This window comes from Segatella oris (assembly GCF_900637655.1).
Taxonomy (GTDB): Bacteria; Bacteroidota; Bacteroidia; order Bacteroidales; family Bacteroidaceae; genus Prevotella; species Prevotella oris.
On the sequence record NZ_LR134384.1, the window covers coordinates 808114 to 830996 of the forward strand.

General features: G+C 44.0%; 17 protein-coding genes and 2 tRNA genes. 12 read left to right on the top strand and 7 right to left on the bottom strand.

What is annotated here, in order from left to right:
- Positions 1-6 precede the first annotated feature (6 nt).
- Both EL210_RS03325 and tssD read right to left on the bottom strand, forming a co-directional pair.
- Positions 7-1869, bottom strand: a complete 1863-nt coding sequence (locus EL210_RS03325) for a type VI secretion system Vgr family protein (RefSeq protein ID WP_232000420.1) — start codon at positions 1867-1869, stop codon at positions 7-9.
- A gap of 99 nt (positions 1870-1968) precedes the next feature.
- Positions 1969-2367 carry a type VI secretion system tube protein TssD gene (tssD, locus tag EL210_RS03330; RefSeq protein ID WP_004371075.1) on the bottom strand — a complete coding sequence of 133 codons (399 nt, stop codon included), beginning with the start codon at positions 2365-2367 and terminating at the stop codon, positions 1969-1971.
- 606 nt (positions 2368-2973) lie between these two features.
- Here tssD and EL210_RS03335 point away from each other — a divergent pair.
- Positions 2974-4071 carry a phosphotransferase enzyme family protein gene (locus EL210_RS03335; protein WP_018920995.1) on the top strand — a complete coding sequence of 366 codons (1098 nt, stop codon included), beginning with the start codon at positions 2974-2976 and terminating at the stop codon, positions 4069-4071.
- A 192-nt stretch (positions 4072-4263) separates the two neighbouring features.
- Here EL210_RS03335 and EL210_RS03340 read toward each other — a convergent pair whose 3' ends face one another.
- A complete protein-coding gene (locus tag EL210_RS03340; RefSeq protein WP_232000422.1) occupies positions 4264-5208 on the bottom strand; it encodes a hypothetical protein in 945 nt (314 codons plus the stop codon).
- 207 nt (positions 5209-5415) lie between these two features.
- Here EL210_RS03340 and EL210_RS03345 point away from each other — a divergent pair, with 207 nt between their 5' ends.
- Positions 5416-6123 carry a DUF421 domain-containing protein gene (locus tag EL210_RS03345; RefSeq protein ID WP_018920992.1) on the top strand — a complete coding sequence of 236 codons (708 nt, stop codon included), beginning with the start codon at positions 5416-5418 and terminating at the stop codon, positions 6121-6123.
- Between the two features lie 102 nt (positions 6124-6225).
- Here EL210_RS03345 and EL210_RS03350 read toward each other — a convergent pair whose 3' ends face one another.
- The 3 genes from EL210_RS03350 to EL210_RS03360 form a co-directional block, all read right to left on the bottom strand.
- Positions 6226-6519 (bottom strand): hypothetical protein, encoded by a 294-nt coding sequence (locus tag EL210_RS03350; RefSeq protein WP_004378649.1) that lies wholly within the window; start codon positions 6517-6519, stop codon positions 6226-6228.
- An 88-nt stretch (positions 6520-6607) separates the two neighbouring features.
- Positions 6608-7387, bottom strand: coding sequence for a glycosyltransferase family 2 protein (locus EL210_RS03355; RefSeq protein WP_018920991.1), 780 nt, complete (start codon positions 7385-7387; stop codon positions 6608-6610).
- On the bottom strand, positions 7384-8658 hold the full coding sequence (locus tag EL210_RS03360) for a glycosyltransferase family 4 protein (RefSeq protein ID WP_018920990.1): 1275 nt from the start codon (positions 8656-8658) through the stop codon (positions 7384-7386). The genes EL210_RS03355 and EL210_RS03360 overlap by 4 nt, the downstream gene beginning before the upstream one ends.
- Positions 8659-9302: 644 nt before the next feature.
- On the opposite strand from EL210_RS03360, the gene EL210_RS03365 reads away from it, so the two are divergent.
- The 9 genes from EL210_RS03365 to EL210_RS03405 all read left to right on the top strand — a co-directional run bounded on the left by EL210_RS03365 (position 9303) and on the right by EL210_RS03405 (position 20039).
- Complete coding sequence (locus EL210_RS03365; RefSeq protein ID WP_018920989.1) at positions 9303-10178, top strand: CvfB family protein; 876 nt, start codon at positions 9303-9305, stop codon at positions 10176-10178.
- Between the two features lie 169 nt (positions 10179-10347).
- Positions 10348-11832: an IMP dehydrogenase gene (gene guaB / locus EL210_RS03370; protein WP_004372066.1), complete on the top strand. Its 1485-nt coding sequence runs from the start codon at positions 10348-10350 to the stop codon at positions 11830-11832.
- A gap of 9 nt (positions 11833-11841) precedes the next feature.
- Entirely contained in the window at positions 11842-13275 is a 1434-nt protein-coding gene (locus EL210_RS03375; protein WP_025879798.1) for a peptidylprolyl isomerase, read from the top strand.
- Positions 13276-13307: 32 nt separating this feature from the next.
- A complete protein-coding gene (locus EL210_RS03380) occupies positions 13308-14750 on the top strand; it encodes a peptidylprolyl isomerase (protein ID WP_018920987.1) in 1443 nt (480 codons plus the stop codon).
- A 3-nt stretch (positions 14751-14753) separates the two neighbouring features.
- A complete protein-coding gene (locus EL210_RS03385) occupies positions 14754-16409 on the top strand; it encodes an OstA-like protein (protein ID WP_025879799.1) in 1656 nt (551 codons plus the stop codon).
- Positions 16406-16693: a hypothetical protein gene (locus EL210_RS03390; RefSeq protein ID WP_018920985.1), complete on the top strand. Its 288-nt coding sequence runs from the start codon at positions 16406-16408 to the stop codon at positions 16691-16693. Before EL210_RS03385 ends, EL210_RS03390 begins: the two co-directional genes overlap by 4 nt.
- 6 nt (positions 16694-16699) lie before the next feature.
- A complete protein-coding gene (mutL, locus tag EL210_RS03395) occupies positions 16700-18535 on the top strand; it encodes a DNA mismatch repair endonuclease MutL (protein ID WP_018920984.1) in 1836 nt (611 codons plus the stop codon).
- Positions 18536-18646: 111 nt separating this feature from the next.
- A complete protein-coding gene (locus EL210_RS03400) occupies positions 18647-19816 on the top strand; it encodes an OmpA family protein (protein ID WP_025879800.1) in 1170 nt (389 codons plus the stop codon).
- 148 nt (positions 19817-19964) lie between these two features.
- Positions 19965-20039: transfer RNA gene (locus tag EL210_RS03405), tRNA-Val, on the top strand.
- Positions 20040-20879: 840 nt separating this feature from the next.
- On the opposite strand, the gene EL210_RS03410 is transcribed toward EL210_RS03405, so the two are convergent.
- A tRNA-Val gene (locus tag EL210_RS03410) sits at positions 20880-20954 on the bottom strand.
- Positions 20955-21463: 509 nt separating this feature from the next.
- Here EL210_RS03410 and EL210_RS03415 point away from each other — a divergent pair.
- The gene (locus tag EL210_RS03415; RefSeq protein WP_232000423.1) at positions 21464-22873 is read left to right on the top strand and encodes an IPT/TIG domain-containing protein; all 1410 of its coding nucleotides are present in this window, start codon (positions 21464-21466) and stop codon (positions 22871-22873) included.
- Positions 22874-22883 lie beyond the last annotated feature (10 nt).

A 22883-nucleotide genomic window follows, 5' to 3' on the forward strand; every position in this document is an offset into this window, starting at 1 on the left:
TCTCTATTAAATGATGTCAGTATCACTGGAAGAGATTTTCATACTCGATCCTCCATCCATATTAACCCCATCAGCTTGTATCTTCAAATGTTCTTTCGTATCCAATGACGAAATTCGAGAATTTAAAGAGAGTGTATCGCTTTCAGAAGAAATTCCCGTCTGGGCTTTCAAGCCGATACCCTTACTTTCAGCACTGATTTTGATATCTTCCGTATCTGATTTCAGACTGACAGTCTTGAGTGCCGCCATCTCAATTACTCCGTTCTTTGTGCCATCTTTGCTCACGGAGGATGATTGAAGACCAATCTTATTGGAAGCGTTGAGCATGATGTTGGCGGCATTCAAGGTTATAGTCTGGGGAGCAGTAATATTGATACTGGAACCTTTGGTGTCCATATGAAAAACATTACCTTTGGCATCCTTTAATGTTATTCCCCAATTGCCATTCTCCATATCATTGAAAGCCAGCGTGTGTCCACTTCTCGTTACGATTGTCTTAGTAATATTTTCCTTTCCGCCTCCTGCGCCCGTAGTTCCGTTGAACAGGCTTCCCATGACATAGGGTCTGTTGGGGTCACCGTGTCGGAATCCCACCAGCACCTGGTCACCCACTTCGGGAATGAACACGAAGCCACGGTTGCTTTTCACCTGGTCGCTGCTTCCTCCGTCTGGCGCCATGACGCGCAGCCAGTCCGTAGACATCTTCTCTGTCTGCCAGTTCATCTGCACCTGCACACGTCCGTGACCGAACTTGTCGTCATTCCTGGTGACCCTGGCCATCTGCGGTTCGGCAACAGGCATCTCCACTTCAGGCTCCGGCAGCGTGTCCACGACCGCAGGAATGGCCTTGAACGTATTGCTGTAATAGCTATCCTCGCCCACGGTATGTGTTATCTCGGTGATGAAGAACTCGCCCAATGACTCGCTCGTCAGGCTGCCCGCCCGCTCGAGGAAGGAACTCTTCAAGTCCACCACGCTTCCCGTGACGAGGGTTGCCGTCTCACTCTGCCCCAGTACATAGTGCGACTCGGCCGTGGCTGCCTCCTGCTTCTTCCTGACATACCTCGTCATCTCTGAGGTGTAGTGGATGCGGGGCAGGGCATACTGCCTTGCAGGATTCCTGTACATCTCGAGCGAAGCCTGGAAGGCCTCATAGCCCAGCTGGTCCTTGTCGGTGGGCTTGTTCGGGGTTTCTGCAGCAATGGTCTGGTCGTTGAGCGAATGATAGGAGAACACCTTTGCCGGCTTTGCCAGCGCCTTGACTCCGATGTCAAGTGACGAGAGGCTTGTCCCGAACTCGAGCTTCACAGCATCCGGCAGATGTACGGGTCGGCCGAAGACCAGGTCGATTCCGTCATAGTAGAGCCATTCGTTGTATTGCAGGGCAAGACGCTTGATGAACGTGAAGTCCGACTCGTTGTACTGGCAAACGTAGTCGAGCTTCTCGGTGTATTCGGGATTTATCCTTGCACTCACCCCCGCCTTGGAAGTCATCTCCTTGATGATGTCAGCCAGGGTGCATCCTGTCCATGAGTTGAAGTTCAGGTCGGTCTCGAGGCGGTAGGTCTCAGAGTATCCCGACACCAGAATATGTCCGAAATCACTGTTCTTCCTGTGCAGGCTCACGCCCGTAACGACCCCCATGAAGGTGGTTTCCGATTTCTCCCCTGCATACACGGCGAAGGACTTTCCAATCCATTTGGCACTGTCCTTGAGGTTGTGGGCATATCTGTTTCCCCCAGCCTCAAGGTCAAGAAGCAGCTCGAAACGGTGGTGATTGTTGATGGACTGATGTAGCTTTAGCGACTTGAAGGAAAATAACTGCTTTCCGTCTATGCCTACGGAAATCTTGTGGTTGAGTATTGACATGTTTTTTTGTTGCTATTCCTTAAAAGAAAATCAGGCCTTCCTCCTCCGGCTTCTTGTCCGAGGCAGGAAGGCCTGTTACCGACTTACTTGCAGTCGTGGTTATACTTTTGGCCAGCGGTTATCCAGCTCGGCATTGCCCACGGTAATGGTCTCAGCCGAGAAGGTCATGGCGATAGTCATCGGTACCTCGTTGGTTGCATCAAGGGTTTCCTTGTAATGCACGATGTAGGCGTTCTTGAACTCGATTTCCTTCATCTTGGCATCCTCTTCGGTCTTCTTGTAGATGATTTTTCCGTCAACGGCCTTGAACTGGCTGTTGAGCATGGCCTCAATGGCAGTGGTATCCTCTGTAGATTCTACCGTAACAGATACTCTTCCGCCGGAAATGCTTGACGACGGCTTGCCTTTAGAGTCAGTATTGCGGCTGAACTCGTAGTTTGAATACAGGACGTCATATTCCTTGCCGCCCAATTCCAATGTTGCTCTGAATGAACCCATAATTAAAACTTTTTAAATTGTTGTTGATAATGTTACCGGAGGTCTTTCTGGATTCTGTCATCAAGTCGGCATGAAAACAAAAAAGAGAAAACCTCAACAACTTCTTGAAGTCTCCTCTGTCGGCTGAAAGACAGTCTTGCTCTGGAAAGAAGAGGAAGAATTGCAATCTGTTGTCTTTGAAAGACAAAGATAAAAAAATGGAATCTAAAGTCAAAGGGAAACAGGTCAAAAGACTTATAAATTATAGATATTTAACATCTAGTAGATTAAACTACCAAGTGTAAAAAAAGGAAGGGAGCTAGCAAAAGGCAGCAGCGTTACTAAACCTTTATTTAATGCACAATGCATAATTCATGATTGTGGAGTGTTGAATGGGGAATGTTGAATGATATTAATGCATAATAAAGAATGTATAGTTCATCATTCAGAAAGGAAATGAGGGGAAGAAGAAAGTGGCGTTCTGTTTTAATTCATAGGGTGATATTCTGCCGTTTGCATTTGTTAAATAAGCTGTATATAAGATAAAACTCATTTTTTTGCGTGAGAAAACGGGATTTTTATCTTAAATTTGCGTGAAAATCTAATTTGAATTTAAATGCTATTACTATGCAAGGAAAAACCAAAAGCAAACAGGAACAGATACTCTTGAACTTTGAAATAGGTGGAACCCCGGTGGATATTATCCCTTTAGGCGACGGCCTTATCAACGACACTTACAAGGTGGTGATGCCTTCAGGGGAACCGCATGACTATGTGCTTCAGCGCATCAACCATCATATTTTCACCGATGTTGAATTGCTGCAACATAATATTGATGTCGTCACAAGTCACATTCGGGCAAAGCTCGAGGCAGCCGGTGAGACGGATATCGACAGGAAAGTGCTGCAGTTTGTACCTACCAAGGAGGGTAAAAGCTATTATCAGACGGAAGAAGGTGACTTCTGGCGCGTCTCTGTTTTCATTCCACGGACACAGACTTTTAATCAGGTGACACCGCAGAATGCCTATGATTGTGGCCGAACTTTCGGTCGTTTCGAGTCAATGCTTACGGATGTAGAAGAGAAACTCGGTGAAACTATCCCCGATTTCCATAACATGGAGCTGCGCATTCGACAGCTTCGGGAGGCTGTGAAGGCTGATGCAGCAGGTCGTTTGCATGAAGTGAGTGCACTTGTTGACAAGATTGAGCAGCACGCTGAAGCCATGTGCAGGGCTGAAAAGCTTTACCGTGAGGGGCAATTGCCTAAGCGTCTCTGCCATTGCGATACGAAAGTGAACAATATGTTGTTTGATGAGACAGGACAGGTGCTGTGTGTCATCGACCTCGATACTGTCATGCCAAGCTTTGTGTTCTCTGATTATGGCGACTTCCTACGCACGGCAGCCAATGCAACCCGCGAAGATGATCCCGATGTTTCGAAAGTAGCATTGCGCTGGGATGTCATCGAAAGCTTCACGAAAGGCTACATTGAAGGCACTCGCCACTTCCTGACGGACACCGAACGAGACATGCTTCCCTTTGCAATGCAGCTCTTCCCATACATGCAGTGCGTGCGTTTCCTTGCGGATTATATCAACGGTGACACCTATTATAAAACCACTTATGCGGCTCATAACCTTGACCGTGCGCACAATCAATGGCGACTTTTCGAGCTGACGCTTGCGGGAGAAGACCGTCTTCAGCAGTTTGTCAAGACGCTGTAGGAAAGAGGATAAGTTTAAAATGAACATAAAAGATTTCCTCATGTGCATCATGTTTGATACTTGAAACATGGGAATGAAACAAAAAGCCAACACGCTTCGTGTTGGTTTTTTGCGGTTATGATGCTGTGAAAGGGTGGCCGTTTGGTGTAAAAGTCACTTATGGAAAGGCAGGAGAAACTGTGGGTTGTAACGTCAAAGGTCTTTGTATGGATTGTTATTCCATGTTCTTACGAGTCTCAATAAGTAGCTTCTTGCCGACTTGCTCTTTACCTTGTGGATATCTTCTTCGATCATCTCGCGTGGCAATTGCTGTTTCTCCTCCTTACAGTGTTGCGCCCAATAGTATATGTCTTCTATTTGGGCAGAGAGGATTTCGTGTCCGCGGTGATCGTAAATCCATTGCCAATAAGCCCCCATGTCGTAGTTTCGGCGCATCATTTCATAAGCGAAACGCCCGGCAGGACTTCTTAGTTCGCAGATCATGTTCTTGGGACGAACTTCCTTGTAGCCGTTGATGAGCGGACAAGCCTCATAAGTCTGCGACCAAGGATAGGCATCAATGTCACGTGAAGGCGTAGCTATGACATGGTTGGCCACGCGCTTTTGCAGATAGAAACGATGATTTCTGACTTCATATTGCCAGCGAATGGTGTCGGTTTTCGCAATGCAAAACACCTCGAAATGCGTGGCGTCAAGGCGTTGATAGTGGCCAAGAGGATTTTCTAAACTGTCTCTTCGAATACTTGCTTTTATGATATTGGGCTTGCCGGGCATGTGTTCTTCCTCTGCATCCCAATAGCCTAAGTCAAGCTTGTCAAGTCGTTTCCCCGGCGGACTGAACAGATAAAGTTCCACATTTCCACAATGGGTAAATGCTAAGGCATAGTCATCGGCGAAGCGTTGGATAGAAAGAAGAATATCAGGAAAGGTGTCAATGGCACTGCCTTTCAGCCGATAAACCTGTTCTCCTGAAAGCAGAAGACCATGGTTCTCATCAGCAAAAGGCTGTGGAATAGAGTCCATGATAAGGCTGTCGGGATTGAGATGGAATGCTTGCATGAATGGAATCTCGGAGCGTTGACAGCTGAGAAGCAGCAGTATGGATAGGAGGAAAAGGGGCAAAAGTTTGGTTCTCATTGTTGTTATGATGTTTGTTGCAAAGATAATGATTATTTTATAAAAGTGTTTTTTCTTTTTGTTTTTTGCTTCTTTCATGAGAAATAAACTACCTTTGCTATTGAAAACTGCATGCCGTGGCAGCTTGGTTGTCGTGCATGTTCAGTTTGAGGGTTCAATGAAAAAAGTTTCATTTGCCGTTGTTTAACGGCATTATCGTTTCTAAAAATGTTAGAAGTTCTTCAGCCTTACCTTGCCATTACCCTGAAACTTGTTACGGGAATGATTGGCATTTTGGTCTTTCTGCGCATTGCGGGAAAAGTACAAATGGCGCAGATTACCCCACTCGACACCGTGAGTGCATTTGTTATCGGTGCTTTAGTCGGTGGTGTGCTCTACAACCCCGACATGTCGATGTGGCATATCCTGTTTGCTTTGGCCGTGTGGACAGGTTTCAATATGCTCGTAAGATTTTGCATGCGGTCGGCACGTTTGCGTCATCTCATCAAGGGAACAAGTTCTTATTTGGTGCGCGATGGCATCATCAACTTCAAAGCTTTCAAGCGAAACAGTCTTGAAATGGAGCAGTTTCGCCTGCTGTTGCGACAGAAAGGCATCTTCTCAATGTTTGATGTTGACGATGTTTTGTTTGAGACTAATGGCGCCGTTACGGTGCTTTCGACCAACAGAACGCCTCAGTCACATCTGCTGATCAATAACGGTGAGATCGTGGACAGCACGCTCATACAGTGTGATAAAACTAAAAACTGGGTGCTTCGCAATCTTAAGAAGAATGGTTTCGAGCGTCCTTCAGAACTCTTTTGCATGGAGTGGACACCGCGTCGAGGTTTTTATTTTGTCACTTTCAGTGGCGATGTCAGACGTGGAAAAGAGGAAGTTTCGGCCGAAGAGATTGAAAACGAAAATCAAGCTTAAGGGATAAAGCAAAGTGCCAAGGCGCATGTAATGATGCGTCTTGGCACTGATTATAAATTTGTATCTGCTTATTTTTTCTTTGGAGAAGCGGCAGAAAGAGAATTACATCTTGTCTTTCTTGGCAGCTTTCTTGCCCTGTGCTTTCTTAGCTGGACATTTCTTAGCGTCTTTCTTGCAGCATGCGCCTTTCTTATCTGCCTTTTTGCAGCAGGCTCCGGATGTCTTGCAATCTTTCTTGCACGCCATATCACACTCATGTTTTGCATCTTTGCACTGCTTGTCTTTAGTGCATTGTTCTGTCTTCTCGCACTTCTTTTCTGTGCATTTCACAACCTGAGCATTTGCAAAACCAAATGAAGCAACCACGAAGGCTGCACATAACATAATCTTTTTCATAATCTTTTCTTTTTTAATTCAACGCTGCAAATATACGTTGAAGTAATGAAATGAAGAAAAATATTATTAGAAAATAACATTTTTCACACTATTTTCGTATTATACTTCGAATTAAAAACCAAAAGTGAAAGATTGCAGTCGTACAGAAACCATAATGTTGACACATCACCCGGAAGCGCTCCTTGAGTGATGCCCGATGGTTTTTAATGCTCAGTCCACCAGCAAGATAGTTGACGATAACAGTGTTGACATTTCGCAATGGCAGGTGTTGTTGAGCAGCCGTTTTCATCACTCGGATGCACCAGTCGACGTCGGCAGAGAGTTTGAAATGCAGGTTGTAGAGGTTTTGTTTGGCGATGTCTGTGCGGGCATAAAAGGCCTGATGACACACCAACATGCCACTGCGGAACGAACGCCATGTGAGCTTTTTGGGCGCAGAGAGCCTACGGTGGCGCAGGAAATGGCCATTGTTGTCGACGATATCAGTGTCGCCATAGAGAACACCGGGGAGCGTTTCACCCTCTCCAACGCAGCCGGCAATATGCTCAAGGGTGTCGGGTGAAGGGAAAACATCACCAGCATTGAGGAATACAAGATAGTCGCCCGTGGCCTTCATGATGCCTTTGTTCATGGCATCATAGAGTCCGTTATCGCGTTCTGAGGTGAAGATGATGTCGTGAATGCAGTCTTCTTGGGCTTCGTTTTCTTTCATGTAGTGTTTCACCATGCTGACAGTGTCATCGGTTGAAGCCCCATCAAGAATGATATGTTCAAGGTGGGGATAACTCTGAAGAAGTACACTGTCGAGGGTTCGCTTCAGTACTGAAGCGGCCTGATAGGTGCAGGTGATGATTGAAAAGCGGATCATAAGTGATAATTTTTAAGGGCCAGCGCCTGGTTGTAAACCTCTATATATTTCATGGCAACGGCATGTTGTGAGTAGTTCGTGGCCACTTTGTGTACGGCTTCACGGCTCAAAGCCTCGTGATCGGCCTCACAAAGCACCCAGTGCAGACCTCGGGCGAGGTCGTCGGCATCGCGATATTCGGCCACATAGCCATTCTTCTTATGGTCGATTTCTTCGGGGATACCACCCACTTTGAAGCCCACACAGGGTACACCGCAGGCCATTGCTTCCATGATAGTGTTGGGAAGGTTCTCGGAAAGTGAGGGCAGAACGAACACGTCGGCGGCGTTATAGATGTCTACAATCTGTTGAGTGTCATTCACATATCCTAATTTACCCGTGCAGAAATCAAAGACATCACCTATGTTCCCCCTACCTCCGCCGAGCACGGCAACAAAGGTGTTATGCACCATCTCTGGGTGTTCAGCCGCCATTTTGTGGCAGGCGTCAATAAGATAAAATATGCCTTTGTTCTCGTTTGCTATACGTTGGGCGACAAAGAGAATGACTTTCATGTCTAAAGGTAAGTTGGCACGCAGTCGCGCTTGCTTTTTGTCGCGTGGTCGGAAGATGCGGGTGTCGATGGGATTGGGGATGGTCTGTATCTGTTGATTGGTCAGGAGAGCACTCTTGCGGACTTCTTTTTCGAGCCATTTACTGCAAGTGACGAATGAAATATCATGGCCCTCGAGCATCGCTTTCTTACGTTTGAACACCTTATAAGATAGATCACGCAGTGAACCGCCGTTGGGGAGAAGTCGGCAGTTGCCGCAGGAGGATTGAAAACGCTGGCAGTTAAGCGTGATGTGGCAGATGCCGGTGGCAGGCCAGATGTCGTGCATTGTCCACACAACGGGCTTGCCACTGTTGAGTATCTTGCGGATACCTTTCAGTGAAAGCATGCCTTGATTGATCCACGAAAGGTGGATAATATCGGCTTCCTTGAATTCTGACAGGCGCGTAATATCGGCACCTGTGTTGGCGATATCTATTTCGAAGAGGTGTTTGCGCTTGAAATGAAGGTGCCAGAAGATGCACCAACGTTCCCAAAGAAAACGCAAATGGTTGCGCAGGGTATGGGAGAGGGGCACAACGGTAATGTCGTCTGTGAGCTTGTCGCGCACCAACATTTTGGCCTTGACACCGTTATTATTGAGCGCGTCCATCAGTCGGTTGGCAGCTAAGGCAGCCCCTCCCGTGCGCTCACTTGTATTTACAATTAGAACTCTCATTGTCTTTTTGACTATCTTTCTGCAAAGATAAGGAAAAAGTAAGGAAGTGAAAAAGGATAAGCATAAAAAGTAGTTGCAGCTCTATGAGGTTGCTTTGAAAACATAAAATAATAATAGGAAAAGGACTTGATGATGTGTTTTAGGAGCTGTTGTGACTTGTTTGGTCTGTTCTTTTATAGTAGATTAAAGGCTGTTTTGACATTGTGTGCGGGCACAATTTGTTGATTTAGGTCAAGAAAAACGGCTTTTCTGCATGAAAAGCATGTATTTTGTTGTAGATGTTAGGATAAGGATATACCTTTGCATCATCAAAAGGTTAATAGATTGTTTAGGTTAGTAGTAATAGATTTTAGGTTTTAGTTATTAGGTTTAAGGTAATTTTTAACAGATTGTTTCGTAGATAACAATGGAGACCGTGAGGTTACCATTTGTTTTGAAAGGTTTTTAGTTAAAAATAGATAAAGTCGGAACTCGTGAATGAGTTTCGACTTTTTCGTTTTCTACCCCTTTGAGTTGATGGTCTCTTTCAGTAGGAAATAAACGACAAACATTAATTTTCGGGTTTTGATTTTCAAAGTTCTGCCAAAATGATTGACAATCAAAGGGAAATGATTATCTTTGTGGAAAATAAATAAAAAGAGATTATGACAAACGAAATAAGATTGGGCGAGTATAATCTTTTGCGTGTGAAGGAAGTGGCAAGACGCGAAGGTTTCGGTGAGATTTTTGGGCTTTACATGGATGGTGGGCGTGAGGGAGAAATACTGATGCCCCAGAAATATGTTCCCGAAGGCGCTAAGCCGGGCGATGAGATTATGTGTTTTGTCTATTTGGACCAGGAGGAACGCCCCATTGCTACAACGGAGAAGCCATTGGCTAAAGTGGGAGATTTTGCGTATTTAGAATGCTCCTGGGTCAATGAATATGGTGCTTTTCTGAACTGGGGGCTGACGAAAGATCTTTTCTGTCCATTTCGTGAACAAAAGAAACGCATGGAAATTGGTGACCGTTATGTGGTGTATGTGCATATTGATGAGGAGAGTTATCGCATTGTAGCCAGTGCGAAAGTGGAGCGTTTCTTGAAAGATGATGCAGCAAAGGCAGGACTAAAGCGTAATCAAGAAGTGGATATTCTCATTTGGCAAAAGACGGATTTGGGGTTTAAAGCTATCGTTAATAACCAGTATCCGGGGCTTATTTATCAAAATCAGATATATAAGTATGTGCATACGGGCGACCGCATGAAAGCCTATGTCAGCAATGTGCGTCCCGACGGAAAGCTTGATCTGGCTCTGCAACCTGTGGGAATGGCAGCAGCGGAAGATTTCTCTGCCGTGTTGCTGCAATATCTTAAAAATAATAATGGCTATTGTGTTTTAGGCGATAAGAGTAGCCCGGAGGATATCAAACATCAGTTTCAAGTGAGTAAGAAAGTTTTCAAAAAAGCGCTTGGAGACCTGTATAAAAACCGTTTGGTGAGGATAGCAGAAGATGGTATCTATCTAAACACCGAAACCTGACCTTTGATTTGGCATGTGAAAGCAGATTTAAGACGAAATAAAGACTGTACTTTGGCATCGCTTTTACCACGTTAAATAGCTTTAATGTGATTTAGAAATATATGAAAACAGTGGTAAATATGGAAAAATATTGCTATATTTGCACGCAATAAATTTTAAAAGTTACAATATGTCATCATTTGTTGCAGATAAAATTGTAATGGACGGTCTTACCTTTGATGACGTCCTCTTAATTCCTGCTTACTCAGAAGTACTACCTAAAGAGGTAGAGTTGAAAACCAAGTTTACACGTAACATCACTTTGAATGTTCCTTTTGTGACTGCTGCCATGGATACAGTCACCGAGGCATCAATGGCTATCGCCATCGCCCGTGAAGGTGGTATAGGCGTTATCCACAAGAATATGTCGATAGAAGAACAGGCACATCAGGTGGCAATTGTAAAGCGTGCTGAGAACGGAATGATTTATGATCCTGTGACAATTCGTCGTGGAAGTACGGTTAAGGATGCTCTTGAGTTGATGCATGATTACCACATTGGTGGTATTCCTGTAGTCGATGACGATAATAAACTCGTAGGTATCGTGACCAATCGCGACTTGCGTTTTGAGCGTCGTATGGATAAAAAAATTGACGAAGTGATGACAAAAGAGAATCTTGTGACTACGCATCAGCAGACTGATTTGGTTGCTGCGGCACAGATTCTTCAGGAAAACAAGATAGAAAAACTGCCCGTTGTAGACAAGAACAATCGTCTTGTGGGCTTGATTACCTATAAGGATATTACCAAAGCCAAAGACAAGCCAATGGCCTGCAAGGATGAAAAAGGTCGTCTGCGTGTGGCTGCCGGCGTCGGTGTTACTACAGATACAATGGATCGTGCAAAAGCTTTGGTTGAGGCAGGTGTTGATGCTATCGTCATTGATACGGCTCACGGACATTCCAAGGGCGTAGTTGAAAAGCTGAAACAAGTAAAGAAAGCTTTCCCACAGTTGGATGTTATCGTAGGTAATGTGGCTACAGGTGAGGCTGCTAAATACCTTGTTGACAATGGTGCTGATGCTGTAAAAGTAGGCATTGGCCCTGGTTCTATCTGTACGACACGTGTGGTTGCCGGTGTAGGTGTACCTCAATTGAGTGCAGTCTACGATGTTTATTCGGCGTTGCAAGGTACTGGTGTTCCATTGATTGCTGATGGCGGTCTGCGTTATTCAGGTGACATTGTGAAGGCTTTAGCTGCTGGTGGAAGTTGCGTTATGATTGGATCGCTCGTTGCCGGAACCGAAGAAAGCCCAGGTGAAACCATCATTTTCAATGGCCGTAAGTTCAAGAGCTATCGTGGCATGGGTTCTCTTGAGGCCATGGAACAGAAAAACGGCTCGCGTGATCGCTATTTCCAGAATGATGTCCGCGATGTAAAGAAGCTCGTTCCAGAAGGTATTGCCGGTCGTGTTCCTTACAAGGGAACCGTTCAGGAAGTAATTTATCAGCTCACAGGTGGCCTGCGTTCGGGCATGGGATACTGTGGAGCGCCTTCGATAGAGAGGCTGCATGATGCAAAATTTACACGTATCACCAATGCCGGAGTCATGGAAAGCCATCCCCATGATATCGCAATCACGAGCGAGGCTCCGAACTATTCTCGTCCAGAATAAGTTGTATATATGCAGAAAAGGAAATCTGTTATCATATCATTGGCCATGCTTCTTTGCGGAAGCATGGCTTTTGGTCAGTCAAATGACCCCGTTGTCATGACGGTAAATGGCAAGCCTGTGTTGCGCTCGGAATTTGAATATGCTTACAGGAAGAATAATTCTGCTGGCGTCATTGACCGTAAGAGCGTCGCAGAATATGCCGAACTTTTTATTGATTACAAGTTGAAAGTGGAGGCTGCTCTTGCTGCCCAACTTGACACTCTGACTTCTTTCAAAGAGGAATTTGCAGGTTGTCGTGATCAGCAAATACGTCCGTCGCTGATTAATGATGCTGATATAGAGGCCGAAGCGCGTCGCATTTATACATTAACTCAACATCAAGTTGATTCGTTGGGTGGCATGGTGAAAGTGCGTCATATCTTGCTGGAACTCGGACAACGTGCACCAAAAAGCACGGAAACAGAAGTCAAACAACGGATAGACTCCATTTATAAGGCTTTGAAAGCTGGGGCTGATTTCAGTGAAATGGCAAGGAAATATTCTGATGACAAAGGCTCTGCATCGGCAGGAGGAAGTCTGCCTTGGTTGCAGCCTGGACAGACTTTACCTGAGTTTGAGGCCCAGGCTTACAGATTGAAGAAAGGCGAAATGAGTCTGCCTTTCCTTTCTCCTGCAGGTTACCACATTATATTATTAGAGGACAAAAGTAATTTCCTCCCTTACGATTCTTTACGGAATGATATACTGTGCTTTATAGATCAGCGCAATCTTCGCGACAAGCTGATTGATGACCGACTGAATGAAAGAGCGCAGGCTGCGCATACAACACCTGCTGCTATTTTGGAAAAGCAGCGTATGGAGTTGGAAAAGAATGACCCTTCACTGAAGTATCTCATTCAGGAATATCATGACGGCTTACTGCTTTTTGAAATCAGTAATCGTACGATTTGGGAAAAAGCGGCACGTGATGAGGCTGGACTTATAGACTATTTTAATCACAATAAAAAGAAATATAGATGGTCATCTCCGCGTTATAAAGGTGTCATTTTTCATGTAAAGGAGGTTAGTGACGTGAAGAAAGTGACTAAAGCTCTGAAAAAAGCCGACTTTGAAAAGTGGGGCAGTATACTTGAAAAACAGTTCAATCAGAATGGAGAAATCCGTGTAAAAGCCGAAAAAGGAATCTTTAAACAAGGAGATAACGCTTGGATAGACAGTGAAATTTTCAAACATGGTGCCCCCCCTGCACCATTGAAAGACTACCCTTTTAGTGGTGTCTGTGGTAAAAAACTAAAGGCACCCAAGATGATGTCTGATGTAAGGAAGCAGGTGTTATCTGATTATCAAGAGGCAATGGAACAGCAATGGATAAAGGAATTGCGTGCCAAATATCCTGTCAGTATCAATCAAAATGTACTGAAAACAATCAAGGAGCTATATTGATGGTATAGAAACTATAAAGAAAATATAATAAAATGAATAAAGGATATAAACTTTTCGGTGGCTTCATAGGCATGCTGCTTTTGATAGGCGTTACAGCAAAAGCCAATAAAACGGCAGGCTATATGACTGATAAAAAGGACTCTGTGCAAACAAAGTCTATGGATGTCAGCGTGCCTGAACATAGTGTTATTGACGAAGTTGTTTGGGTTGTTGGTGATGAACCGATTATGAAATCTGATGTTGAGCAGATGCGTTTGCAAGGTGAGATGGAAGGAATGAAGTGGGGAGGAAATCCTGATTGTCGCATTCCCGAACAGATAGCAGTGCAGAAACTCTTCCTACATCAAGCAGCACTTGACTCTATTGAAGTGACGGAGTCGGATATTGCACAGACCGTTGAGCAGCAGATTAACTATTGGATCAACTCGGTTGGGTCGCGAGAAAAACTTGAAGAATATCAAGGAAAGAGCCTTAGTCAAATCCGTTCTGATTTGCACGATGATGTAAAGAACAGTAAGATGATACAGCAGATGAAGCGGAAGATTATGAGTGATGTTACCGTGACACCTGCTGATGTACGGCGGTATTTTAAGAATCTGCCGGAAGATAGTATCCCCTTTGTGCCTACAGAGGTTGAAGTTGAAATTCTTGTAAAGAAGCCTCGCATCCCACAAAGCGAGATAAATCGTGTCAAAGACCAGTTGCGTAGTTTCACTGATCGCGTCACAAAGGGTGAGACTTCGTTTAGTACGCTGGCCCGACTATACTCTGAAGATCCCGGATCTGCACGTCAGGGTGGCGAGATGGATTATGCAGGTCGTGGAACTCTTGACCCTGCGTTTGCCAGCGTAGCCTTTAATCTTACTGATCCGAAGAAGATTTCTAAGATTGTGGAATCAGAGTTCGGATATCATATTATCCAATTGGTTGATAAACGAGGTGACAAGGTGAAGGTTCGTCACATCCTTTTGAAGCCCAAGGTTTCTGCGGAGGATTTGAACAAGGCTTTGGGCAGACTCGACTCTATCGCGGCTGATATCAAAGATGGAAAGTTTACTTTTGAAGCCGCCTGCTCTTATCTTTCAGAAGACAAGGATACGCGCAACAACCATGGATTGATGGCCTATACAGATAACCAGACAGGTAAGATTACATCGCGTTTTCAGATGAAAGACTTGCCAACTGAAGTTGCAAGCGTTGTTAATACAATGAAGGTGGGCGAGATTTCTGCCCCATTTAAGATGGTGGATCATCGTGGAAAGACTGTAGCTGCTATCATCAAATTAATTAATAGAATCGATGGACATCGTGCCAAGATAACCGAGGACTTCCAGACAATGCAGGAGGTTGTGATGCAGAAAGAGAGTGAAAAGAAACTGCATGATTGGGTGGTTAATAAGATAAAGAATACCTATGTACGCATGAACGACCGCTATAAAGGTTGTGATTTTGAATATCAAGGCTGGATAAGATAACGAATGAATTTTAGTGGTATCATACGATATATCTGCGGGCATAGAACTATCATAGTGGTAGTTCTATGTCTGTTTGAACTCTGTTTGGTATCAAGAAGCATTGCAGGTACAGGCAAGAAAGCAGATGAAAAGGTTTATCTTGTCCATGCAGATGAGCTGCGTTACGACCAATATGGGCCTGTTCCTGATGCCCAGATAGTGAAGGGACGTGTTCATTTTACGCACAAGGGGTCGAGTCTGTGGTGTGACAGTGCCTACTTCTATCAGCAATCCAACTCGGTGAAAGCTTTTGGACATGTACGCTATGTGCAGGGAAAAGAAGTCTCACTGAAGGCAGATCGTGCCGCTTATGATGGTATACGGCAGTTGTTGGAGGCTCGAAATAATGTTGTTCTTACCCATGGTAACAAGACACTCTACACGGATAGCCTTGATTACGACCGTTTTAATGATTATGCTTACTTCTTTGAGGGAGGTCGATTAGTCGATGGAAAGGATCGCTTGGTGTCTGATTGGGGCGACTATAATCTCAAGACTCGGGAAGCAACCTTTTGGTATAATGTGAAGATGCGCAGTGGTGATCGCACCGTGACGACAGATGAATTGCACTATGATACGCAGAAATCTCTGGCCCATGTCGTCGGGCCAAGTAAGATTATTCAGAATGGAAGTGTCATCAATACATCGGATGGTTACTTTGATAGCAAGTCGGATCGTGCAGAAATGTATGGTCGTTCAACTGTTGTCGACAAGGATAAAGAAATCACAGGTGACAGTCTTTTCTATAATAAACGCACGGGATTGGCACGCGGTTTGGGCAATGTAGTCTATGTTGACAAGCGCAACAGGAACCAATTAACAGGCCAACGGCTCATCTACAACGAGAAGACCGGCTATGGTTTCGCCACAGGGCGTGCCTTGGTTAAAGACTATTCACAGGAGGATACGCTTTATATGCACGCTGATTCCATGAAAGTTTACACCTTTAATATAAATACAGACTCAATGTATCGAAAGGTACATTGTTTCAATCATGTAAAGGTTTATCGTCAGGATATCCAAGCCATTTGCGATTCATTGGTATTTAACAGTCAGGACTCTTGCATGACGATGTATCGTGACCCGATTGCCTGGAACGGCACTCGACAAATCCTTGGTGAGATTATCAAAGTTTACATGAACGATAGCACAGTGCGAGAGGCCCATGTTATCAACCAGGCTTTGAGCGTGGAGCGAATTCCCGGGGAGAAGTATTTCAATCAACTGTCGTCCAAAGAAATATCCGGTTACTTCATCAAAGGTAAGATACGGCGTGTCTTTGCATCTGGAAATGCAAAGGCAATCTTCTATCCTATTGATGATAAAGACTCTACTTTGCAGGGCCATATCTATATAGAGACTGACACAATCAAGATGTTTATCTCTCCGGAAAGGAAACTTGAGAAGATATGGACACCCAAAAATACGGGTGTTATGTTGCCGATGACGCAGATTCCTGCAGAGAAACTCAAACTGCCTGAGTTTGCCTGGTTTGAAGAGTTGCGTCCCACTGATCCGGAAGATGTGTTCCATTGGCGTGGAAAGGATGAAGGGAGTGCACTTAAAGTGATAAAACGTCACGAGGCTCCATTGCAGAAAATTAATCCTGTCTCACGATGAGTCTGTTTCGACAACCACGTCCACGGCGTTTCCATCATGAATATATTTATGTGGATGAACGCAAGGAACGGCTGAAGCATATAGAGCAAAAGGCCCGTGAAGAATTGGGTATGACATCCCATAAAGCTTTGAATCGTGAAAAAATCCATCAAGCTTTTCAGGAAGCGATGCCTCATATCAAGCGTAAGAGACAGCGCCGAGGTGTAGCTTTCCCCTTATTGCAATTGGTGCTACTGATGCTTTTATTGGTGTTATTCTGTTTAATATTGATTTTTATTTTATAGCTGTTTATGAGCGATATTATACAACTCCTGCCCGATTCTGTGGCCAATCAGATTGCAGCTGGTGAGGTCATACAGCGTCCGGCATCTGTCGTCAAGGAATTGGTTGAGAATGCTGTCGATGCAGGGGCAAAGAACATACAAGTGCAGGTCATTGATGCAGGTAAGACTTCTATACAGGTTATTGATGACGGGAAAGGCATGTCGGAAACCGATGCGCGCCTATCTTTTGAACGTCATGCCACTTCAAAAATCCGAAAGGCTGACGACCTGTTCGCTCTCCGCACGATGGGATTTCGTGGTGAGGCTTTGGCTTCAATAGCTGCTGTGGCACAGGTTGAACTGAAAACCCGGCAGGAGAAAGACGAGATCGGAACGCATCTGTCGATTGCTGGAAGCCGTTTTGTAGGACAAGAACCTTGTTCTTGTTCGGTAGGTTGCAGCTTTTCCATAAATAGTTTGTTCTATAATGTGCCTGCACGGAGGAAGTTTCTGAAGTCCAATTCCACTGAATTGAATAACATTATCACGGCTTTTGAGCGCATTGCCTTGGTCTATCCTGATATATCCTTTTCACTTCACAGCAATGGCACAGAACTGTTCAACCTCAAGGCAGGTGTACTTCGTCAGCGTATCATAGATATCTTTGGCAAACGTCTTAATCAGGAACTGCTTTCTGTAAATGTAGATACGACGATGTGTCGCATCAATGGTTTCGTGGGCAAACCGCAATCAGCGCGCAAGAAAGGGGCACATCAATACTTGTTTGTTAATGGGCGCTATATGAAACATCCTTATTTCAATAAGGCTGTGACGGCCGCTTTCGAACGGTTAGTGCCTGCCGGTGAGCAAGTTCCTTATTTTCTTTATTTCGAAGTGGCTCCCGAAGATATTGATGTTAATATTCATCCTACGAAAACAGAGATTAAATTCGAGAACGAAGTTCCTATCTGGCAGATACTCTCTGCTGCTGTCAAGGAGGCTGTCGGTATGTTCAATGATATTCCTTCAATAGACTTTGACACTGAAGGACGACCTGACATTCCGGTTTATAATCCCGGTGAAAGTGTAACAGCTCCTACGCTGAAATATAATCCCGACTATAATCCTTTCCGCTCTTCCGCAGGTTCTTCGCGTTCTTCCTCTGCTTCCAACCGTTGGGATGACCTATATCAGGCAGCACAGCATCAGCCAAGTCAGGAGACAGAACTCTTTTCTTCAAAGATGACATCGCCCGAAACGACAGATGAACCCCAATCTGCAGAGAATGTCATTGCCGAAAAATCACCGGCTCACTATCAGTATAAGGGGCGCTATATCATGACAGCTGTGAAGTCAGGACTGATGATTATCGATCAGCACCGGGCACATGTGCGCATCCTTTTCGATCGTTATCAGGAACAGCTGAAGTGCCGGGAAGCTGCTTCACAGAAGGTTTTGTTCCCGGAGAATGTTCATTTCTCAGCTTCAGAAGAGGTTACGCTGACGAAGATAATGCCGGAATTGCAGGGCCTGGGCTTTGATTTTAATGCGATGGGTGGCTCAAGTTATGCTGTACAGGCAATCCCTGCAGGGCTTGAAGGACTTGATTTCTCAAGTCTTCTGCATGACATGATTGCTTCTGCACAAGAGAAACCCACTGCTATCCGAGATGAAATCAGCAGTGCTTTGGCTTTGACAATGGCCCGAAAAGCTGCAATCCCACAAGGACAGGTGCTGAATAATGATGAAATGGAAAACATCTTCAACATGCTTTTCGCCTCATCGAATCCCAATTATACACCTGATGGGAAAAACATCCTCTGCATCTTGAAACAGAACGAAATAGAACATCTTTTAGATTAAAATATGTAAAAAAAGATAATTGAAAGAGAATAATCACTATCTTTGTATATTAGCATAAAAGAGAATAATACAATTCAGATAGCGAAATATTAATATTAGTTTTTATTTATTATGAGAAAATTATTGATGGGTCTTGCTTTGTTTAGCATGTCTATGACTGCTTTTGCACAGGAAGCAGATCCAACATTAAAGTACAGTGTGGCTACTAATTCGTTTTGGAGCAACTGGTTTATTCAGGTAGGTGGTGACTATAACATCTGGTATTCCAATCAAGAGCATGGCCGTCATCTTGACAATGGTGGTGATTACAACTTCTTGAGTAAGCAGCGTCGCACTTTCGGAGCTTCTGTTGCTATTGGTAAATGGTTCACTCCAGGCATTGGTCTTCGCACGAAACTGCAAGGTTTCAATTCCAAGAAAGTTGGTGCTGTAGGCGTGACTTCACAGCATTTCTGGAGCTTGAATGAGCATATCATGTTCAATTTAAGCAATCTTTTCTTAGGTTACAACCCTAATCGGGTGTGGCATCTTACCCCATTCGTCGGTGGTGGTGTTGCCCGAAACATGTCGGTTAACCGTTATGTAATGCAGCTAAGTGCTGGTATTAATTCTTCCTGGAGACTTTGCCGTAATCTTGATATCTATGCAGAAGCAGGCTGGAATCGTATGGAAGATGATTTCGATGGCTTTGAGGGTGCTGCATTGCTTAATACTCACAATGGTCGTGGTTGGGAGGATAAGGATAATCACCTCTATGCAGAAGTTGGTCTGACCTTCAAGCTTGGTAAGGCTACTTGGAACAAGACTCCTGATGTAGCTGCTATCAAGGCACTGTCTCAGTCACAGATTGATGCCCTCAATTCACAGCTCAATGATGCCAATGCTGAGAACGACAAGCTTCGCAAGCAGCTTGCAGAGAAGCCAAAGACAACCGTGCTGACAAAGAGTGTCAAAGAATTCATCACAACGCCAATCTCTGTATTCTTCAATATCGGTAAGATTAATGTAGCGTTGCTGAAAGACCTTGTAAACGTTCGTGCACTTGCTAAGTATGCCATTGCCAACAAGTCTAATATCCTCGTTACGGGTTATGCAGACTCCTCAACAGGTACTCCTGCCATCAACCAGAGACTTTCAGAGCAGCGTGCAAACACAGTTCTTGAAGAACTTGTCAAGATGGGTGTAGACCGTTCTAAGATTAGAACTGCTGCAAGTGGAGGTGTTCAGATACTCGAATATCCTGATTACGACCGTCGTGCAACAGTTCAGATTGTAGACTAAGTTCATATCATATACAAGAATACTCTGTAGAGTTCTTGACAATACAAGAGCAGCCTTAACCAATTATCGGGTTGAGGCTGTTTTTTTATCCTTTTATTTGCACGTGTCAGATAAATTGACTACTTTTGTAATCGCCTTACAAAAGTAAGGGCGTTTAGCTCAGCTGGTTTAGAGCATCTGCCTTACAAGCAGAGGGTCGGCGGTTCGAATCCGTCAACGCCCACAAGGGGTGTTTCCCTGTAGTCTTTCGGGATTGCAGGGATTTTTTTTGCTTTTGTTCTCTTTAATCTTTGGATTTTCTCTCTGTTTATTGTTGATTTGGAGGGCTTAAGGAACTGAAATGAACTGTTTCTCCTGACTTTAATTCGTAAGAATTTCGTTATGCGAGGGTCGTATTTCTAATATTGTAGCGATGAATAATATTTTTCATGCTGTCTTTTCTGTTGCAATTAGTGAGCGATATGCCTTGTAAACGAGAAATAGGTTAAATCTTATCAAGGAACTTTACAATTGCCCTCAAATGCTTAACGAATTCAAAAACAGATTTATCCTCGTTCGAAATACGCACGGTATTCAGTGAGTTTGCAATGTGTTAGCAATCAAAACATTACGGAAATCAAGGCATATTATGAGGTGAAATTACGCCGAAAAACCATGTTATTTGCATCAAATCAGCACATAACTTGCTTTATTTTATCCCGCAATCTGATGCAGATAACACGGTGATTAGCGTCAGATTGCAGTATAGGATGATAGAAGTGAGGGCATCGAAGCTATAAAATGGCTTCGCGCAAGCGCCGAAGTGGTTTTGCAGATGCACAGAAAGCGCATTTTCAGTTCTATTTGGTGCGGCCGAAAAGTGTTAAAAACGAGATATTAATTTTACAAAAGTCATCTTTCAAATTCCTCTGTATTGCTCTCTAAAATGAGAGTCAAAGCAGCTTGTATAGTTATTGTTTAACCTCCATTCCATTTCATTTTGTCTTTCAGTAAGGTTTCGGTGATATCACAAGGCGATAAAAAATAAAAAGAGGCTTGAACCAAATCAAACCTCTTTCTCTTGTGGGCGTTGACGGATTCGAACCGCCGACCCTCTGCTTGTAAGGCAGATGCTCTAAACCAGCTGAGCTAAACGCCCTTACTTTTGTAAAGCGATTGCAAAGGTAAATATAATCTGTGAAAGAGCCAAACAAACGCTATTATATTTTATCTTTTTTAAGAAAACAAACTATTCTAACTTACCTTGATTTTCACCTTGAAGCTCTCTGTTTTTCTCTATCCATGCTCCTCGATTCCCATTTCTTTCAGTTTAAGGAGTAATATAAAGCCTGTGACTGACGATTTAGTTTCACCATGTATCGAATTATCATGAAACTTGTGATTTCATTGATAAGTTGTTGTTATCCAACTACTTATACCCTGCGTCTGATTTGCTGTCAGTAGCTTGCTTGAACAGACTCTTATCTTGAAATGTTAAAAATGAAAATTCCAAGCAGATTATTTGGTGTTATAATACAATTTATTTATATATGCAAAACCTAAAGCTTATCTATAAACTCTAAAATATTAAAAAAATAACCTCGTTCCCACGGGAAATATGAATGCCAGGAGGCAAAAAGAGCAACATAAATAAAATCTACTAACCGCATGATGAACGAAGTTTCACCTGCTCATATTCATCAGAATTACATTTCAAACCTAAATAACTATATGTCTGATTTTATTAACAAGTTGACCAAGTCAACGTTTCTGTTCTTAGCGACAGGGCTTTCGATGGGATTAGTATCCTGTTCGGATGATTATCGTTATGAGGCACCTAAGATTGGGGGAATACCCTTTAATCGGTCGCTTCCTGTGGCAGTTTCGGAGATACTTCCTGACTCAGGAGGTTATCTTACGCAGTTTGTAATCAAGGGTTCCAACTTTGGAACCGACCCTTCTAAGATTGATGTTATCTTCAATGGCAACCGCAAGGCTACTGTTGTAAGTTCAGATGGCACGACGCTGTATGGTATTTGTCCGAAGCAGGAAAATGGTCTTAATCAGGTTACCGTGCGTGTAGACTCTGTCGGTGACCCTACTGTATGTCCTAATCGGTTTAAGTATACTAAGGTGGAGCGCGTTTCTGTGTTGGCTGGAAAGACAGGAAATGGCGGCTATGTAGATGGCAATCCTATTGATGCCCGCTTCAATTATATGTATGGTGTGGGTGTTGTTACGGGCAATAATGTCATCGTTATGGAAGGCCGAAACAATCGTGTGCGCATGATTTCAGAGACAGATAACAAGGTGATTACGCTGTTGACAGGTGGTCCCAACTTTGGACATCCGGCCGTAACAGCCAACCGAAAGCGCCTTTATGCTATTCAGATTCAGCAGCCTCACGCAGTATATTGCTTTGATCAGACCAACAACTGGAGTGCCAAACGACTTGCTACAAGTCTGCAATACAAAGATGGTGCGAGCCAGTTGAAAACAGTTGATGGCGACATCTATGCCTGTGCAATGGACGACGAAGAGAAGTTTCTCTACTTCCGTGACCATAAAGGCCGTTTCGGTCGTATGGAAATTGCTAATCCCGACAATGTAGAAATACTCAATGAGAATTGTGGAACGGTCGACAAGAATACTTCTTATTTAGCTTGGAGCAAGGTAGATAAATGCTTCTACTTGTCGGTTCAGAATGCACAATGTATTTATAAGGTGTCTAAGGACGGTCAGACCGTTGAGCAGTTTGCTGGTTTCAATGGTGTAGGTTCGCAGGACGGAGCACGCATGAGCGCTTCTTTCAAGAACCCGACCGGCATGGCTTTCGATGTGGATGGTAACATGTATGTCACAGAATCTATGGGGTTCACTATCCGTAAGATAGGACATACAGACGGAATGGTGACTACTGTGGCCGGTATTTATACCAAGTCAGATAATAATAAGGTGGAAGGTCTTCCCTTGGAAACCACGTTCAACTATCCTTACGATATCTCTGTTGATGATGAAGGCAACTTCTATATCATTGAAGGATGGGGTAGTGATGTGCGTAAGTTTGCCATTGAATAAGCAAGAACCC

What these genes read in the sequence shown, in the direction of transcription:
- EL210_RS03325 (WP_232000420.1), bottom strand. Translation starts at nt 1,869, where the DNA reads ATGTCAATACTCAACCACAAGATTTCCGTAGGCATAGACGGAAAGCAG.
- tssD (WP_004371075.1), bottom strand. Translation starts at nt 2,367, where the DNA reads ATGGGTTCATTCAGAGCAACATTGGAATTGGGCGGCAAGGAATATGAC.
- EL210_RS03335 (WP_018920995.1), top strand. Translation starts at nt 2,974, where the DNA reads ATGCAAGGAAAAACCAAAAGCAAACAGGAACAGATACTCTTGAACTTT.
- EL210_RS03340 (WP_232000422.1), bottom strand. Translation starts at nt 5,208, where the DNA reads ATGAGAACCAAACTTTTGCCCCTTTTCCTCCTATCCATACTGCTGCTT.
- EL210_RS03345 (WP_018920992.1), top strand. Translation starts at nt 5,416, where the DNA reads ATGTTAGAAGTTCTTCAGCCTTACCTTGCCATTACCCTGAAACTTGTT.
- EL210_RS03350 (WP_004378649.1), bottom strand. Translation starts at nt 6,519, where the DNA reads ATGAAAAAGATTATGTTATGTGCAGCCTTCGTGGTTGCTTCATTTGGT.
- EL210_RS03355 (WP_018920991.1), bottom strand. Translation starts at nt 7,387, where the DNA reads ATGATCCGCTTTTCAATCATCACCTGCACCTATCAGGCCGCTTCAGTA.
- EL210_RS03360 (WP_018920990.1), bottom strand. Translation starts at nt 8,658, where the DNA reads ATGAGAGTTCTAATTGTAAATACAAGTGAGCGCACGGGAGGGGCTGCC.
- EL210_RS03365 (WP_018920989.1), top strand. Translation starts at nt 9,303, where the DNA reads ATGACAAACGAAATAAGATTGGGCGAGTATAATCTTTTGCGTGTGAAG.
- guaB (WP_004372066.1), top strand. Translation starts at nt 10,348, where the DNA reads ATGTCATCATTTGTTGCAGATAAAATTGTAATGGACGGTCTTACCTTT.
- EL210_RS03375 (WP_025879798.1), top strand. Translation starts at nt 11,842, where the DNA reads ATGCAGAAAAGGAAATCTGTTATCATATCATTGGCCATGCTTCTTTGC.
- EL210_RS03380 (WP_018920987.1), top strand. Translation starts at nt 13,308, where the DNA reads ATGAATAAAGGATATAAACTTTTCGGTGGCTTCATAGGCATGCTGCTT.
- EL210_RS03385 (WP_025879799.1), top strand. Translation starts at nt 14,754, where the DNA reads ATGAATTTTAGTGGTATCATACGATATATCTGCGGGCATAGAACTATC.
- EL210_RS03390 (WP_018920985.1), top strand. Translation starts at nt 16,406, where the DNA reads ATGAGTCTGTTTCGACAACCACGTCCACGGCGTTTCCATCATGAATAT.
- mutL (WP_018920984.1), top strand. Translation starts at nt 16,700, where the DNA reads ATGAGCGATATTATACAACTCCTGCCCGATTCTGTGGCCAATCAGATT.
- EL210_RS03400 (WP_025879800.1), top strand. Translation starts at nt 18,647, where the DNA reads ATGAGAAAATTATTGATGGGTCTTGCTTTGTTTAGCATGTCTATGACT.
- EL210_RS03415 (WP_232000423.1), top strand. Translation starts at nt 21,464, where the DNA reads ATGATGAACGAAGTTTCACCTGCTCATATTCATCAGAATTACATTTCA.